General features: G+C 63.1%; 15 protein-coding genes. 7 read left to right on the plus strand and 8 right to left on the minus strand.

Annotated elements, in window-relative coordinates:
- Positions 1 to 38: 38 nt before the first annotated feature.
- The 3 genes from ACGYLX_RS02185 (at position 39) to ACGYLX_RS02195 (ending at position 2,163) form a co-directional block, all read left to right on the plus strand.
- Entirely contained in the window at positions 39 to 719 is a 681-nt protein-coding gene (locus ACGYLX_RS02185; RefSeq protein WP_394447101.1) for a TerB family tellurite resistance protein, read from the plus strand.
- Positions 719 to 1,720 carry an endonuclease/exonuclease/phosphatase family protein gene (locus tag ACGYLX_RS02190; RefSeq protein WP_394447103.1) on the plus strand — a complete coding sequence of 334 codons (1,002 nt, stop codon included), beginning with the start codon at positions 719 to 721 and terminating at the stop codon, positions 1,718 to 1,720. Before ACGYLX_RS02185 ends, ACGYLX_RS02190 begins: the two co-directional genes overlap by 1 nt.
- Before the next feature lie 77 nt (positions 1,721 to 1,797).
- Entirely contained in the window at positions 1,798 to 2,163 is a 366-nt protein-coding gene (locus ACGYLX_RS02195) for a hypothetical protein (RefSeq protein WP_394422635.1), read from the plus strand.
- Here the strand turns inward: ACGYLX_RS02195 and ACGYLX_RS02200 are convergent.
- The 4 genes from ACGYLX_RS02200 to ACGYLX_RS02215 all read right to left on the minus strand — a co-directional run bounded on the left by ACGYLX_RS02200 (position 2,160) and on the right by ACGYLX_RS02215 (position 7,826).
- On the minus strand, positions 2,160 to 3,743 hold the full coding sequence (locus ACGYLX_RS02200) for a Ppx/GppA family phosphatase (protein WP_209219044.1): 1,584 nt from the start codon (positions 3,741 to 3,743) through the stop codon (positions 2,160 to 2,162). The genes ACGYLX_RS02195 and ACGYLX_RS02200 overlap by 4 nt on opposite strands.
- Positions 3,744 to 3,825: 82 nt before the next feature.
- Positions 3,826 to 6,000 (minus strand): RNA degradosome polyphosphate kinase, encoded by a 2,175-nt coding sequence (locus tag ACGYLX_RS02205; protein ID WP_394414857.1) that lies wholly within the window; start codon positions 5,998 to 6,000, stop codon positions 3,826 to 3,828.
- Positions 6,001 to 6,061: 61 nt separating this feature from the next.
- Positions 6,062 to 6,742, minus strand: a complete 681-nt coding sequence (locus ACGYLX_RS02210) for a chromosomal replication initiator DnaA (protein WP_394414854.1) — start codon at positions 6,740 to 6,742, stop codon at positions 6,062 to 6,064.
- 1 nt (position 6,743) lies between these two features.
- A complete protein-coding gene (locus ACGYLX_RS02215; RefSeq protein ID WP_394447106.1) occupies positions 6,744 to 7,826 on the minus strand; it encodes an AI-2E family transporter in 1,083 nt (360 codons plus the stop codon).
- A 201-nt stretch (positions 7,827 to 8,027) separates the two neighbouring features.
- Between ACGYLX_RS02215 and proS the strand changes: the two genes are divergently transcribed.
- The 4 genes from proS to ACGYLX_RS02235 are packed head-to-tail and all read left to right on the plus strand — an operon-like array spanning position 8,028 to position 11,909.
- Positions 8,028 to 9,368 carry a proline--tRNA ligase gene (gene proS, locus ACGYLX_RS02220; RefSeq protein ID WP_394447108.1) on the plus strand — a complete coding sequence of 447 codons (1,341 nt, stop codon included), beginning with the start codon at positions 8,028 to 8,030 and terminating at the stop codon, positions 9,366 to 9,368.
- 8 nt (positions 9,369 to 9,376) lie between these two features.
- A complete protein-coding gene (locus tag ACGYLX_RS02225) occupies positions 9,377 to 9,883 on the plus strand; it encodes a DUF2937 family protein (RefSeq protein WP_394447110.1) in 507 nt (168 codons plus the stop codon).
- 54 nt (positions 9,884 to 9,937) lie between these two features.
- A complete protein-coding gene (locus ACGYLX_RS02230; protein WP_394409915.1) occupies positions 9,938 to 11,233 on the plus strand; it encodes a lipoprotein-releasing ABC transporter permease subunit in 1,296 nt (431 codons plus the stop codon).
- Entirely contained in the window at positions 11,226 to 11,909 is a 684-nt protein-coding gene (locus ACGYLX_RS02235) for an ABC transporter ATP-binding protein (protein WP_394447112.1), read from the plus strand. The genes ACGYLX_RS02230 and ACGYLX_RS02235 overlap by 8 nt, the downstream gene beginning before the upstream one ends.
- 1 nt (position 11,910) lies before the next feature.
- On the opposite strand, the gene ACGYLX_RS02240 is transcribed toward ACGYLX_RS02235, so the two are convergent.
- The 4 genes from ACGYLX_RS02240 to ACGYLX_RS02255 form a co-directional block, all read right to left on the minus strand.
- Positions 11,911 to 12,588, minus strand: a complete 678-nt coding sequence (locus ACGYLX_RS02240) for a hypothetical protein (RefSeq protein ID WP_394447114.1) — start codon at positions 12,586 to 12,588, stop codon at positions 11,911 to 11,913.
- Positions 12,589 to 13,573: 985 nt separating this feature from the next.
- Complete coding sequence (gene parE, locus ACGYLX_RS02245; RefSeq protein WP_394447116.1) at positions 13,574 to 15,529, minus strand: DNA topoisomerase IV subunit B; 1,956 nt, start codon at positions 15,527 to 15,529, stop codon at positions 13,574 to 13,576.
- Between the two features lie 96 nt (positions 15,530 to 15,625).
- Complete coding sequence (locus tag ACGYLX_RS02250) at positions 15,626 to 16,003, minus strand: type II toxin-antitoxin system death-on-curing family toxin (protein ID WP_394447118.1); 378 nt, start codon at positions 16,001 to 16,003, stop codon at positions 15,626 to 15,628.
- The gene (locus ACGYLX_RS02255) at positions 16,000 to 16,248 is read right to left on the minus strand and encodes a hypothetical protein (RefSeq protein ID WP_394447120.1); all 249 of its coding nucleotides are present in this window, start codon (positions 16,246 to 16,248) and stop codon (positions 16,000 to 16,002) included. Before ACGYLX_RS02255 ends, ACGYLX_RS02250 begins: the two co-directional genes overlap by 4 nt.
- Positions 16,249 to 16,260 lie beyond the last annotated feature (12 nt).

Below are 16,260 nucleotides of genomic sequence, written 5' to 3' on the forward strand. Positions count from 1 at the left end.
GCGGTTAAGCTGGGGGCCGAATACCAAAGGGTCAGCCCATGTCGATCTGGACGCGCATCTCCGAAGCTCTGTCAGCCCTCACCGCGGGCGAGGGGCTGTCGGCTGTCTTTGACCGGCTGCGCAGCCCGCGCGAGCGCTCGGTCGCCTTTACCATCGCGGTGATCGCGCTTGGCGCCAAGATGGCCAAAGCCGATGGGCTGGTGACCCGCGATGAGGTGACCGCCTTTCGCGAAGTGTTCCAGATCGCCGAGGCGGATCAGGAAGGGGCGGCGCGGGTCTTTAACCTTGCCCGCCAAGACGTGACCGGTTTCGAGGATTACGCCCGCCGCATCGCGCGGATGTTCAGCGACCAGCCCCAGACCCTGCATGACCTGATGGAGGGGCTGTTTCACATCGCGATGGCCGATGGCATCTACCATCCCAACGAGAACGCCTTTCTTGAGGATGTTGCCGCGATTTTCGGCATGGATGAAGAGGCTTTCGCCTCGCTCAAGGCGCGTTTCGTGCCGGATAGCTCGCCCCTGCCGCGCACGGTTCTGGGCATCGGCCCCAATGCGACGTTGGAAGAGGCCCGCCGCGCGTGGCGGCGACTGGTGCGCGAGAACCATCCCGACGCGCTGGTGGCGCGCGGGCTGCCGCAAGAGGCGATTAAGATGGCCGAGAAACGCATGATCGACATCAACCGCGCATGGGAAACGCTCTCGGGCAAACACGCGTGATGCGCATCGCGACCTACAATGTTGAGTGGTTCGCGAGCCTTTTTGACAATGACAACCGGCTTTACGACGATGACGCTTGGGCCGGGCGGCACGGGGTGACCCGTGCGCAGCAGACGGCGGCTTTGGGCCAAGTGCTCAGCGCGCTGGATGCCGATGCGGTCATGGTGATTGAAGCGCCGAACCACGGGCGGCGGCAATCCACCGTGGCGGCGCTTGAGCATTTTGCCGCGCGGTTTTCCCTGCGCACGCGGGCCGCCGTCATGGGGTTTTCCAACGACACCGAGCAAGAGATCGCGCTGCTCTATGACCCCGACAAGCTTAGCGCCCGCCATGTGCCGCAGGGTGCCGCGCATGCCCCGCGCTTTGACCAGACGCTGCGGATCGACCTTGACGTGGATGCGACGGAAGACGCGGTGGTCTTTTCCAAACCGCCCTTGGAGTTGGAGGTGACCACGCAGGCCGGTTTCACCTTCCAGATGATCGGCGCGCATCTCAAATCCAAAGCGCCCCATGGGGCCAAGTCAAAGGCCGATGTGCTGCGCATCGCCATCGCCAACCGGCGCAAGCAATTGGCGCAGGCGATCTGGCTCAGGCGACGGATCGACATGCATTTGGCGGCGGAACGGCCCGTGATGGTCTTGGGCGATCTGAACGACGGGCCGGGGCTGGATGAATTCGAAAGCCTCTTCGGGCGGTCCTCGGTCGAGATCGTGCTAGGGCAGGGGGCGGCGGCGCTGTTCGATCCTCATGCTAAACAGGCGCTCAGCCGCCGTTTGGGGGCCGCGCCGACCAGCGCGCGTTTCTGGATCGCGCCGGAGGAACGCTATCTTCAGGCGCTGCTGGACTACATCATGGTCAGCCCGCAGATCGCCGCCCGCGCGGCCCGTTGGCGGATCTGGCACCCGATGGACGATCCGGCCTGCTGGCAAGACGTCGCCCTGCGCGACGCGCTGCTGGCCGCCTCGGATCACTTCCCAGTCACGCTGGATGTCGATCTTTAGGCGGGGGGCTGCCAGCGGCGTGGCGTAAGACTGGACATGCGCGCGGCGCCACCTACCTCAATCTCATGACACGCTTTATGCCCCTTATCGCCCTTTGTACGGTGCTGCCCCTCGCAGCCCATGCGCAGGAAGAATCCGAAGAACGCGGCCTCGGCCTGATGGAGCGCGGCGCGCAGATGTTCATGGACGGGATCATGGATGAGATGGGCCCGGTCATGGAGGGGTTTGAAGGGTTCAGCGAAGCCATGCGCCCCGCGCTGCGTGACTTCGCGCGGGAGATGGGGCCGAAGCTTACGGAGCTTTTGGACGAGGTCGAGGATTGGAGCGCCTATCAAGCGCCCGAGATGCAGCCCAATGGCGATATCATCATCCGCCGCAAGCCCGATCACCCGATGGTCCCGCCTGAGACCCCAACCGAACCCGCGCCGCAGATCGAGCTTTAACGCGCGGCGCGTTTGCCGGTCCGAACATGCACCTCTGCCTCAAGCGATTTGGCGAGTGAGTTCAGCCGCGCCTCTGCGACCTCTCCGAAAAGGGGGACCATGTCGGGGGTGAGCCATAGTTCCAATTGCTTCTTCTTGGGGAACCAGCGCAATTCGCCGCGCTGTTCGCCCTTGTCCATCCAGAGCATCGCACCAAAGCGCATGGCTTTGCCAAGGATTTCGGCCTCCAACCGGGTCTTTTCATCGACCATTTCATAGAGGTCTTCGAAACGCGTGTTTTCACGCTTGTTGGAATAACGGTGCAGCAGGGCCAGCCCGAGGTAGATGCGTTCGGCGTGTTTCAGGCCGCCGAGATTGGCGCGGGTGGCATTGTCGAAACAGGTCTCAGCCCGGTAGTCGGGATGCGCGCGCCAGCTTACGTCGTGCAACAGGCAGGCTGCTTTGACCAAACGCCTACGGGCGTGGGGGGCAGAGCGGTAGAGCGGCAGGATGAAGTTATAAAGCACCTTGCCGAAACCGGGCATCCGCGCGTCCTTCGCCTCGGCAAAATAGCAGGCTTCGATCAGCGGATCCCGGTCGCGCAGGCGCTGCGGCATCTGCTCATAAAGCATGCCTTCGCGGATGCCGTAGCTGGAAATGGCGATGTCCTTGGGCCGAAAGGTCTTGACCAGACGGCTCAGCACCTCGGCGGCGTAGGGCACCAGCGACATCCGGCTGGCGGAGACGCCGCAGGCATTGCGCAATTCCTCAAGGTCGGAAGTTTGGATGAACTTCACCGTCTCGCGCACCGAGGTCACGGTCATGCGGTATTCATGCAGCACATGCAGCGGATAGCCCCGGCGGTACATGTCGATCCGTGCTATTGCCCGCCATGAGCCGCCCACGAGGAACAGCCGGTCGCGCTGGCTGCCCATCTTTTCCTGAAGCCCGGTGATGACCTCTTTGATATGCGCGTGCCGCCCCTTGGCCCCGCCCTTGAGGTCGCGCAGCTTGAGCGGGCCAAGCTGCGAGGTGACCCGCCGCCCGACGCGCCCGCCCGAGATTTCGGCAAGCTCCATCGAAGAGCCGCCGATGTCGCAGACAAGGCCGTAAGCGCCGGGCCAGCCCAAAAGCACCCCTTGCGCCGAGAGCCGCGCCTCTTCCTCGCCGTCGATCACCCAGATGCGCAACCCGGTTTCGCGCAGCACATCGGCGCAAAAGGCGCGCCCGTCACTGGCATCGCGTACCGCCGCCGTGGCGACGACGGTAAGTTCCGACAGGCCCATGCCATCGGCCAATTTGCTGAACCGCCGCAGGGCCGAGAGCGCGCGGGCGCGCCCTTCGGGGGATAGATGCCCGGTCTCGGCCATGCCCGCACCCAAGGCGCACATGATCTTTTCGTTGTAGAAATAGGCCGGAGAGCGCGCCGCGCCGTCAAAGACCACCAGCCGGACGGAGTTCGACCCCACATCCACCACGCCGACGCGGGCCAGCGCCCGCGCGCCCGGATCCTGAAACAAGGGTTTTCCGAAAAGGCCCAATTCCGCCACGCCCGTCTCAGGGACGGGGGCGGCTCGGGAAGGGTCGGTCTGGTCTGCCATCAATGCTCCTGCGGGCCATCCGTTTCACTGGATAATTGGCGCAGGGGGGCGGTGAGGTCAATTGCCAAAGGGGGCTTGCCGGTCAATCCTCGGTATGGGTCAGCTTGGGCACATCCGAGGCCCCGGCACTGCCCCGGCCCGAAAGCGAGGGGTTTTCCATGAAAAAGCGGTGGCAGTTGAAGGCGAAAGTGCCTTCGGGGATCGCCGGGCGGGTGAATTTGCCATCCGGCCCCATGACCCAGCTTTGCGCCACGTCAGCCAGATTGGCTGCCATGATCTGGCTGGTGATCTGCGCCTTGACGGTGGGGTTTTCGATCTCGACCAACGTCTCGACCCGGCGGTTGAGGTTGCGGCCCATCCAGTCGGCAGAAGACATGAAGACCCGTGCCTTCTTGTGCGGCAGCCCATGGCCATTGCCGAAACAGACGATGCGGCTGTGTTCCAAAAAACGCCCGATAATGGATTTGACGCGGATGTTGTCCGACAGCCCCTTCACCCCGGGGCGCAGCCCGCAGATGCCGCGAATGACGAGGCTGATTTCCACCCCGGCTTGGCTGGCGTCATACAGCGCGTCGATCACCTCGGCGTCAATGAGCGCGTTCATCTTGGCCCAGATCACAGCGGGGCGTCCGGCGCGGGCATGTTCGGCCTCGGCGCGGATCATCTCAAGCAGGCGCGGCTTCAGCGTCGTGGGGGAGATGGCGAGGTTTTCCAACTGCTCCGGCGGGGCGTAGCCCGACAGGAAATTGAACACTTTCGTCGCATCGCGCCCAAGGCTCGAGTCGCAGGTAAAGAGCGACAGGTCCGTATAAATCCGCGCGGTGATCGGGTGGTAGTTGCCGGTGCCGTAGTGGGTATAGGTCACCAGTTGGTCACCCTCGCGGCGCACCACGGTCGAGATCTTGGCATGGGTCTTGAGGTCGAGAAAGCCGTAGACCACATGCGCGCCCGCCCGCTCCAACCGGCGCGATTGGCGGATGTTGGCAGCCTCATCAAAGCGGGCCTTCAGCTCGACCAGCGCAGTGACCGATTTGCCATCCTCTGCCGCTTCGCAAAGCGCGCTGACGATGGGGCTGTCGCGCGAGGTGCGGTAGAGCGTCTGCTTGATCGCAACCACATCCGGATCCCGCGCCGCTTGGGCAAGGAAACGCACCACCATGTCGAAGGTCTCGTAAGGGTGGTGCAGCAGCATGTCTTTCTGCCGGATCGCCGCGAACATATCGCCGTCATGGTCGCTGACGCGCTCAGGCACGCGGGGGGTAAACTGCGGCCAGAGCAGGTCAGGCCGGGCGTCGGTCACCAGTTTTGACAGGTCGGCGATGCCCAACATGCCGTCGATCTCGATCACGTCTTGGGGGCGCACGCAAAGCTCGCGCATGACGACGGACTTCAGCTTTTCCGGCGCGCCTGCGGAATGGGTCAGTCGCACGACCTCGCCCCGGCGGCGGCGTTTTAGCGCGACTTCGAATTCCCGCACGAGGTCTTCGGCCTCATCCTCCACCTCAAGATCGCTGTCGCGCAGCACGCGAAATTCGAAATGCGCCTTGAGTTTGTAGCCCGGAAAGAGGTTGGGAATATTGATGATCAGCAGATCTTCAAGCGGCAGATAGCGCAGGCTGCCATCGGGGGCGGGCAGGGGCACGAAACGGTCGATCTGCGCCGGGATCGGCAGCAGCGCCTGTAGCGGGCGTTTATCGCGGGTGCGCTCTAGTTGCAGCGCCAGCGCGTAGCCGGTGTTGGGAATGAAGGGGAAGGGGTGCGCGGGGTCGATCGCCAGCGGCGAGAGCACGGCAAAGACTTGGTTGAGGAAGACCCCTTCGAGATGTTTGTAATCCGCCTCGGTCAGGTCGGCGGTGCGCTCCAGCATGATGTTCTGCGCGTCCATCTCGGCCATGAGGTCGACCAGCACCCGTTGCTGGGACATCATCAGATTGCGCGCGTCTTCGTTAATCAACACCAGTTGCTCGCCGGGGCTCAGCCCATCGGCGGCGGCGGTGGTGTTGCCCGCCTGCGCAAGCTCGCGCAGGCCCGCCACGCGCACGGTATAGAATTCATCGAGGTTGGTGGCCGAGATCGACAGGAAGCGCAGCCGTTCCAACAGCGGCACGCGCGGGTTCTCGGCCTCTTCCAGCACGCGCCAGTTGAAGTCGAGCCAGCTCAGCTCACGGTTAAAGAACCGGCCCGGCCCAGTGGTGTCGAGATCGGGCAGATCGGTGGCGGGCGGAAAGGGCGCTTGCAGGAAATCGGCTTGGGTCATGCGGGCCTCATGACATTGGAATGTAACGGGTTTGCGAAGGCTTGCGTTAATTATTCCAGTATCACGTGCGCGGCGGGGCGATGTCCAGCACCTGCGCGGCCAGTGCGCGGGTCAGGGGGCGCTTCTGCGCAAGGCTGGCGGCATCCAGCCGGTCGACCAGCGCGATTGCAGCGGCAAAGGACCGGTCCATTCGGGTCATGAGGTAGTTGATCAGCTCCGGCTTGGGCGTCAACTGCCGGTCGGCCAGCAGTTTGACCAGCAGGGCCGAGAGCAGCGCATCGTCGGGCGCCTCCATCTCGACCATCGTGGCACCGCGCATCCGGCTGACCAGATCGGGCAGCGTAAGGCCCCAATGCGCCACCGGCCCGGTGCCGGTGAGCAGCAGCGCCTGACCTTCGGCCAGCACGAGGTTGTGCAGATGGAACAGCGCCGTTTGCGCTGCCGCGTCTCCGGCGATCAGATGCACATCCTCCACCGCCACGGGACCACGGGCGAGGGCGGGAATGTCAGCCTCCAGCAGGTCCGCCGCACTGATGATCCGCGCGCCCGAAAGGTCTGCCCAGACATGCGTCAGATGCGTCTTGCCTGAGCCCTGCGGCCCGGTCAGCGCCAGCTTGCCGCCCGCCCAACCGCGCCAGCCGTCGATCATCGCCATGGCCATGGCGTTGGAGGGGGCGACAAAAAAAGCGTCGCGGCCCAGAGCCGTTCGGCTGGGCAGGTTCAACCCGAGTTGGTGGGCCATGTTAGCGGATGTCCTCGTCGACGGTCGTTTCAGGCTCGCGGCCTTTGTAGAGCACGCTTTCGCGGTAGCGCGCCGTGGCGAAACGCGCGATCACCCCGATGGCGGCGGCCACGGGCACCGCGACCAGCAGTCCCACGAAGCCGAAAAGCGTGCCGAAGACCGACAACGCCAGCAGCAGCCAGACCGGGTGCAGCCCGACCGAATTACCCACGAGCTTTGGTGTCAGCAAATTGCCCTCGACCACTTGGCCCAGCACGAAGATGCCCGCGACGAGACCGATGGAGAGCCAATCGCCCCAGAATTGGAACAGCGCCAGACCGATTGCCAGCGCCCCGCCGATCAATGCCCCGAGGTAGGGGATGAAGGTGACCAGCCCGGCGACAAAGCCGACGACGAGGCCGAATTGCAGCCCCACCAGCATCAACGCCACGGCGTAATAGGTGCCAAGGATCAAGCAGACCGTGCCCATGCCGCGCACGAAAGAGGCCAACGTCGCGTCAATCTCGCGCGCCAACTGGCGAATCATCGGGGCATGGTCGCGCGGCAGCAGCCGGTCGATGGCGGCGACCATACGGTCCCAATCGAGCAGCAGGTACACCGCGACCACGGGGACGATGACGAACAATAGCAGGACGTTGATCAGCGACGCAAAGGAGGCCAGCGCGGTTTGCAGCAATTGCCCGCCGCGTTCCTGAATGGTGGTGCCCAGTGTCGTCAACGAGGTGCGCAGGGTCGAATCATCGTCCAAGAGAGAGGGGAAACGGTCGGTGATGAAATCGGTGAAATTACGGGTCAGCTTGGGCGCGGTCTCGATCAAGTTCACGGTCTGATTGACCAGCGTCGGGATCACCAAAAGCGCCATCAGCACGAAGACCAAAAGCGCCACCACGGTGATGACGGCGGTGGCCATGGTGCGGCTGAGCCCCAAACGCTCCAACCGGTCGGCCACGGGGTCAAGGAAATAGGCAATCGCCCCGCCCAGCAGGAAGGGCAGCATCACATCGCCGATGAACCACAGCGCCACCATGAACACCGCTGCCGCGATGCCCCAGTACTTCAATTGGTCTCTGATTGGCAGGGCCATGGCGCTCTCCGGCAGGGAATGCCATCACATCGCCCATGTGGCGTTTCGTTTCAAGCCTTGGCTGCGGGTGGCGCGCGCGTCAGGGGCGCGGAACGGGTAAGCGGTGGAACTGGCCCAGCGGGCCGCCAGACCCCAGCGATGTGATTGTCTCGCCCTTTGACATGCACTAGTCAGGGGGCAATGCGTCAATGAGGAAACACCATGCGTCTGTCCCAATATTTTCTGCCCGTGCTGAAGGAAAACCCTGCCGAGGCGCAGATCGTCAGCCACCGGTTGATGCTGCGGGCGGGGATGATTAAGCAATCCAGCGCGGGTATCTATTCTTGGCTGCCGTTGGGCTACAAGGTGCTGCGCAAGGTCGAAGAGATCGTGCATCAAGAGCAGCAGCGTGTGGGCCATATTCCGATGCTGATGCCGACGCTGCAATCGGCGGACCTGTGGAAGGAATCGGGCCGCTATGACGCCTATGGCCCCGAGATGCTGCGCATCCGCGACCGGCAGGACCGCGACATGCTTTACGGTCCCACCAACGAAGAGATGATCACCGATATCTTCCGCAGCCACGTAGGCTCTTACAAAGACCTCCCGCTGACGCTCTACCACATCCAGTGGAAATTCCGCGACGAGATTCGCCCGCGTTTCGGCGTGATGCGGGGGCGTGAGTTCCTGATGAAGGACGGCTACAACTTCGACCTCACCAAAGAAGACGCATTGCACGCCTATAACCGCCATCTGGTCAGCTATCTGCGCACCTATGAGCGGATGGGCCTGCAAGCGATCCCGATGCGCGCCGACTCTGGCCCCATCGGCGGCGATGACACGCATGAGTTCCTCGTGCTGGCTGAAACGGGCGAGTCGGAGGTTTTCTATGACAGCGAGATCACCGATCTGACCTTCGGCGACCGCGAGATCGACCCCAATGATCACGACGCCTGCCGCGCGGTGCTGGAGGAGTTCACCTCCCGCTACGCCCGCACGGATGAGACCCACGATCCGGAGGTATTTGCCAAGGTGCCCGAAGAGCGCCAGCGCACCGCCCGCGGCATCGAAGTGGGGCAAATCTTCTATTTCGGCACCAAATATTCCGACGCGATGAACGCCAAGGTGCAAGGCCCCGACGGCAAACAGGTGCCGGTGCATATGGGCAGCCACGGCATCGGCGTGAGCCGCCTGCTGGGCGCGATCATTGAGGCCAGCCACGATGACAAGGGCATCATCTGGCCCGAGGGGGTGACGCCGTTCCACGCGGGGATCGTGAACCTCAAACAGGGCGATGCAGAGGCGGACGCCGCCTGTGCCGCACTTTACAACAGCCTCAAGGCGCTGGGTCTTGATCCGCTTTATGACGACCGCAAGGGCGGGGCGGGGATGAAGTTCGCCACGATGGACCTCATCGGTCTGCCATGGCGCATCACCGTCGGCCCGCGCGGGCTGAAGAATGGCGTGGTCGAACTCACCAGCCGCCGCACAGGCGAGAGCGAGGAACTGCCGCCAGAACAGGCGGTTGAGAAGATCGCCAAGATCTACGCCGGTATCGTCTGAGGGCCGCGATGATCCTACGGGCGCTGACATTGGCCGGTGGGATCGTAAGCGCAGGCATTGCCGCACAAGGCCCGGGGTTCACCCGGGCCTATGTGTTTCAACTGGAGGCGGCGGAGCAGCGCCTCGCCAAAGTCGTGGCGGATTTCGATGCCGCCGCGCAGGCCGCAGGGCTGGTGCGGGAAGACGCCGTGGCGCGGCTGCGCGGATCGGCGCTGCTAGAGCGCCGGGGCTTGGACCTGCGCCGCAACATCGAACGGCAAGGGTGGCTTGAGGCCACATTGCCGAGGCTCCAATCAGCGGGCCCCTTCCTGCGCTGCTATCTGCTATGGCGCAGCCCGGATGCCGGAGCTTTGCGCGCCGCCCTGCGCGGCTTTGCCCCCACCGCCCCGCGCAGCCGTGCCGAATGGCTCTTCGCCGGTTTGGGGCTCATCACGGGGGCCAGTCTCACCCGCCTGCTGCTATGGCTGCCCACATGGCCCGCGCGCTTCCGCCGCCGCCGGGCATTGCGTTCTTGACCCTGCTGGGGCAAAGCCTCAGGTTGCGCGCACCTCAGACCGGAGCCTTCCCGCATGGCCAGCAAACCCACACGCACCGCCCCATTCGCGGCCTTTGAATGGATGATCGCTTGGCGCTACCTGCGCGCCCGCCGCGCCGAAGGGGGCGTCAGCGTCATGACGTGGATCAGCCTTATCGGCATCACGCTGGCGGTCTTCGCGCTGATCGCCACGCTCTCGGTCCGCTCGGGCTTCCGCGCCGAGTTCGTCGACACGATCCTCGGGGCCAATGCCCATGTCACCGTCTACACGATGGGCGAGGTGCTGCCCAACGGCCAGATCGACCGCACCATCGACGATTACGAGGCCATGGCCGAGCGGGTGGCAGCCGTCGAAGGCGTGACCCGTGTGGCCCCGCTGGTGCGGCAACAGGTCATGGCCAACCGCCGCCAGTCGAACGCGGGCGTCGAGGTTTTCGGTATTGCTTCGGATGATTTGATGACCATCCCCGGCATCCAGCCTTCGGAGCGTTCTTTCGGTGACATCACACGTTTTGAAGAGGGCATGGCCATCGGCAGCGGCGTGGCGCAGTCCTTGGGCGTGCAGGTCGGCGATAGCGTCAAGCTGATCTCGCCCAATGGGGTAAAGACCGCCTTTGGCACCAGTCCGCGGGTCAATGCCTATGAGGTGGTCTATATCTTCTCTGCCGGGCGCTACGACATTGATAAGACACGGGTTTACCTGCCGATCACCGAGGCGCAGAGCTTTTTCAACCGCGAGGGCGTGGCCGATGAGCTGGAGGTCATGGTCGAAGACCCGGAAGGGGTGGATGCCATGGCGCCCGCGCTGATGCAGGCGGCGGGCGAGCGCGCGCAGGTCTGGACGTGGCGCGACGCCTCAAGCTCCTTCCTCTCGGCGCTCGACATCGAGGACCGGGTGATGTTCGTGATCCTGAGCGTATTGGTGCTGATCGCGGCGATGAACATCGTTTCGGGGCTGATCATGCTGGTCAAGAACAAGGGCCGCGACATCGGCATCCTGCGCACCATGGGGCTGTCTGAGGGCTCGGTGCTGCGGGTGTTCTTCATCTGCGGGGCCTTCACGGGCATCATCGGCACCGCCGCGGGCGTGGTGCTGGGGGTGCTGTTTGCCACTTACGTCGATCAGATCTTTGGCTTTGTGAACTACCTCAGCGGCGGCAATGCCTGGGACGCCTCGATCCGCGGCATCTACTTTTTGCCCGCGAAGCTGCAACTGGGCGATGTGCTCTCGGCCGTGGCGCTGTCGCTCGGCCTGTCGTTCGTCGTCACGATCTTTCCCGCCCGCCGTGCGGCGCGGATGAACCCGGTGGAGGCCCTGCGCTATGAATGATCCCGTCTTGCGCCTGAGCGGCATTTCCAAGGCCTACAACCCCGGCAAGCCAAACGAGGTGCAGGTGCTGCGCAGCATCGACCTTGCGGTGGAACCCGGCGAGGTGGTGGCGCTGGTCGCACCCTCCGGGGCGGGCAAGTCGACGCTTCTGCATATCGCGGGGCTTCTCGATACCGCCGACAGCGGGACGGTGGAGATCGCGGGCGATGACCTGACCGGCAAAAGCGACCGCCGCCGCACCGGCGTGCGCCGCGCGGACGTGGGCTTCATCTACCAGTTCCACCACCTGCTGCCCGAGTTCACGGCGCTGGAGAACATCGTCCTGCCACAGCTTGCCAATGGTGTCGCGCGGTCCGCGGCCGAGGCGCGGGGGCGGGCGCTGCTGGCCGAGGTCGGCATCGCCGAGCGCGCCGATCACCGCCCCGCCGCCATGTCGGGCGGCGAGCAACAGCGGGTGGCCTTCTGTCGTGCGCTGGCCAACGAGCCGCGCCTGTTGCTAGCCGATGAGCCGACTGGCAACCTTGACCCCTCAACCTCCGATCAGGTCTTCGCGGCGCTGATGACGCTGGTGCGCGGCACCGGTCTGGCCGCCGTGATTGCGACGCATAACCTCGAACTGGCCGCGCGGATGGATCGCCAGATCCGGCTCGAGGCGGGGCAACTCGCCCCGGTCTGACCTAGCCGCAGATGTTTTCGAGTTCGACCCCGTCCCAAGGCAGGCCCACGTCATAGGGGCGGCTCTGGGGCAGGGGGGCGACGGGCATGACCTCCGAGAGCATCGCATGCAGCCGTTTGGTGCGCGGCGCCTGAGGGGCCAGCGCGCGGCAGCAGACGAATTCTTCGACGATTGAGCCCTGCTGTTCATACCCGAAGTCGAGAAAGCGCGGCTGGGTGTCGACCTCGAAAAGGTAGGGGTCCGGGCTGGTAAACTGCTCGCTGGCCGCCCGCAGCGGTGAATAACCGGTGAGCTTGCGGTTCTGCCACTGCCAGACATGGGTGGCCTCATGCGCCAGCAGCATCGCGGCGAGCAGCCCGATCCGGTCGGGGTGATCGGGCAGGTAGTCCTTAAGGTACCAATCCTTGTCGAAGAGCACGTGGTTGAAGAGCGCCACGGCGGCGGGTTTCGAGGTGACGATGTCGCCCACCTGCGGCGGCAGGATGCGCTCGCGGCAGGTGGTGCGCGGGCGTGGTTTGCGGCGGAAGGTCACGGCGCGGGTGGGCGCGCCGTCGTGCAGGCGCACGCGGTTGTAGTCGAGCGTGGGGCCGTGGATGGTGTCGAGATAGGCGCGTTCGTTCTCCGTCAACGGCCGACCGCAGGCGGTGAGGAGGAGGCAGAGGAGAAGCGCGCGGATCATGGGGTGAGTTAGGCGCGGGGCGAGCGGCGGATCAAGGGGGAAGTTGGGAGGTAATCGCGAACGATGCAGGTAACTGCTGTCGCGGTCCCGACCTATCGTTGTGTGGAAGCCCCTTCCCCATGGGGGGAAGGGAAGGGGCTATGCGGCAAAGGCGCATGGGATACGGAACAGATGCGGCTGGCATGTACGATCTAATTGTCTCTATTGTTATCATCCAACCATCTATCAATTTGGGGATGTCGGGTCGCATCAGGAAGGTGGCAAAGAAAACTCCACCTAATCTGGCCCATGTTCTTTCGCATAGGCATTGGCAAGTGAAATAGAAGTATGCTCACTGCGCTAAAGACGGTCAGAGCCAAGCCTGCTCCGACAGCGGTTCTTTCTAAATAGTTTACTTCAGAGTTTTGAAGAAGAATAAACTCTTCTCGACAGATAAACATAAGAATAGCGGCGAAGGGAATGAGAGTTGAGAAGACTCCTACTAGCATAAACAGCGCTATGACCGAAGATATCGGGATAGCCTCTTTTAGAAAGTAGTTTGAGAATAGAGGTATTCCGAGAGAGACTTCGTTTTCGGGCTTCTTAATTAGGCTGTAAATGCTTGTTGAAAAACCCGAAAGAAGAATTTTACCGCCCTCCTTAGCTTTGAGAGACATCGCTACAGATGTGTGACAAAATGCTATTGCGCACAGGAACGACAGAAAGCTGGTGGTCGCCAGGAAATATGCTACCGGTACAGCGAGCTCGTAACTCCAAATCTTCAGCGATAAGCTGTCGCCATCCCTTAGTGACGTTAGGAATAGATATGAAATAGCGAGTGCCGAAAGGAATTTGACGAGGCTCTTAATCGCAGTGCTTTCTAAGGTAGTTAGGAGTTCGTACCTCCCTACCCAGTCATGTTGCTGATAGCCCATTCTTCGCAGTGTTGTGTGAAACTCATGACATTTCACCCTTTTCAAAGAAAGAAATAAAGTCTGCCGCATCCTCAAACATCCAACTCCTCCACAAACTGCGCGTTCTGCTGAATATAGGCAAACCGCATCTCAGGCTTCTTCCCCATCAGCCGCTCGACCAGATCCCCGGTCTCGCCCGGTACGTCCTCGTCCACGGTCACGCGGATGAGCTTGCGGGTCTCAGGGTCCATCGTGGTCTCCTTGAGGTCCTTCGCGTCCATCTCGCCCAGACCCTTGAAGCGGCTGACGTCGATCTTGCCCTTACCGCCGAGGCCCTTCTCCAACCACATGTTTTTCTCAGCCTCATCAAGGCAATAGACCCGTTTCGCACCTTGGGTCAGGCGGAACAGGGGCGGGCAGGCGAGGTAGAGATGGCCCGCGTCGATCAGCGGGCGCATCTGGGTGAAGAAGAAGGTCATCAGCAACGACGCGATATGCGCGCCGTCGACGTCGGCGTCGGTCATGATGATGATCTTATCATAGCGCAGATCGTCGAGGTTGAACTTCGTGCCCATGCCAACGCCAAGCGCTTCGCAAAGGTCGTTGATCTCGGCATTGGTCGTCAGCTTGCTGGAGGCCGCGCCCAGCACGTTAAGGATTTTACCCTTCAGTGGCAGCAGCGCCTGCGTATTCCGGTTGCGCGCACCTTTGCCAGAGCCGCCTGCCGAGTCGCCCTCGACGATGAACAATTCGGTGCCCTCGCGGGTCTTGCTGGTGCAGTCGGTCAGCTTGCCCGGTAGGCGCAGTTTCTTCGTAGCGCTCTTCCGCGCGGTTTCCTTTTCCTGCTTACGGCGCATCCGCTCTTCGGCGCGCAGCACGAGGAAATCGAGGATGGCGCCTGCGGATTTCGTATCCGCCGCCAGCCAGTTGTCGAAATGGTCGCGCACCGCGTTCTCGACCAGTCGCTGCGCCTCGGTGGTGGCGAGGCGGTCCTTGGTCTGGCCCACGAACTCCGGCTCGCGGATGAAGCATGACACCAGCGCGCAGCCGCCGGTGATCAGGTCATCGCGGGTGATGTCCTTGGCCTTGCGGTTGTTGGCAAGCTCGCCATAGGCGCGGATGCCCTTGAGGATCGCGGCCCAGAAGCCGCTTTCATGGGTGCCGCCCTCGGGCGTGGGGACGGTGTTACAGTAGGACTGGATGAAACCGTCGCGCGCGGGCGTCCAGTTGATCGCCCATTCGACCTTGCCCGGCACGCCAAAGCGCTCTTGGAACTCGACGGTCCCGGCAAAGGGGTTCTCGGCATAGGTCGTGGCCCTGCCCAACGTCTCGCGCAGGTAGTCGGCCAAGCCGCCGGGGAAGTGGAAGGTCGCCTCCATCGGCGTGTCGCCGTCCTCGATCTCGGACTTCCAGCGGATTTCGACGCCGGAGAAGAGATAGGCCTTGGAGCGGACCATCTTGAGCAGACGCGAGGGTTTGAACCGGTGCGCGCCGAAAATCTGTTCGTCGGCGTGGAAGGTCACGGTGGTGCCGCGCCGGTTTGGGGCCGCGCCGATTTTCTCGACCGGGCCTTGCGGGATGCCGCGCGAGAAGCGTTGCTCAAAGAGTTCACGGTTCCGCGCGACCTGTACGACCATGGAATCGCTAAGCGCGTTGACCACCGAAGCGCCAACGCCATGCAGGCCGCCCGAGGTTTGGTAAGCCTTGCCCGAGAACTTGCCGCCGGCGTGCAGGGTGCAGAGGATCACCTCGAGCGCGGATTTGTCCGGAAACTTCGGGTGCGGGTCGATCGGGATGCCGCGGCCGTTGTCGCGGATGGTCACGGAGTAATCGGCGTTCAACTCCACCTCGATCCGGTTGGCATGGCCCGCGACCGCCTCGTCCATCGAGTTGTCGAGCACCTCGGCCACCATGTGGTGCAGCGCGCGCTCATCGGTGCCGCCGATATACATCCCGGGGCGTTTGCGCACGGGCTCCAACCCCTCCAGCACTTCGATGGAGGAGGCATCGTATTCGGTGGGTTCCTGGCCGGAAAGAAGGTCGGTCATGCGGGCCTGCTCTTTGTTTGTGGGTGGGGGCCATTTTGACAGCCCCGCGCGCCGGGGGCAATCGCGGGTTTGTCTTGGGCTGCTGTTTTGCCCCGGTCAGCCAGCTTTGGCGCGTAGCCAGTCGGCGAGAGTTTCTTCGTCGATGCGGCCTTGGGCTACTTCGCGGATCAGATCGCCAGCCTCAATGGTGTCGTGGGCGATGCGGATGCCATTGAGATGCAAGCAAACAATTATGGTTTTATAGGCAGTGCGCTTGTTCGCATCATTGAAGACATGACCGGTGGCCACGGCGACACAATAGGCAGCGGCAAGATCGAAGGTGTCTTCGATCATCCCGTAGACCAGCCTGTTGTCGACCCGCCCCAGGGCCCCATCGAGAGATTTATCCAGCGCCCGACCAGCAAGCTCTCCGGGGTTCAAGACGGCATTGTGAATCGTTTCGACAAGCTCGGCGTTCAGCAGGACATAGGTCATTTGTCTTTGAGGTAGTCGAGCACGGGCTGGGTTTGCTCACGGGTGGCGGCAATGCTCTCCATCACCTCATCCAGCGTGGCCACGCGCGGTTCTTCCCGCAATGTCGCCTCGGCCGGGACGAAATACCCCACGCAGCGCGAGTTCTTCATCACTGCCACGGGCTTGCCGCCCGAGCGTTCCAATACCTTATGCGGTTCGCGCATTTCGGTCATGGTGGCGATGTGGTTGGTATGAATGCGGGTCATGGCGCGGCTCCT

Source organism: Sulfitobacter sp. 1A13496, from assembly GCF_043557225.1.
In the GTDB taxonomy this organism is placed as follows: domain Bacteria; phylum Pseudomonadota; class Alphaproteobacteria; order Rhodobacterales; family Rhodobacteraceae; genus Sulfitobacter; species Sulfitobacter faviae.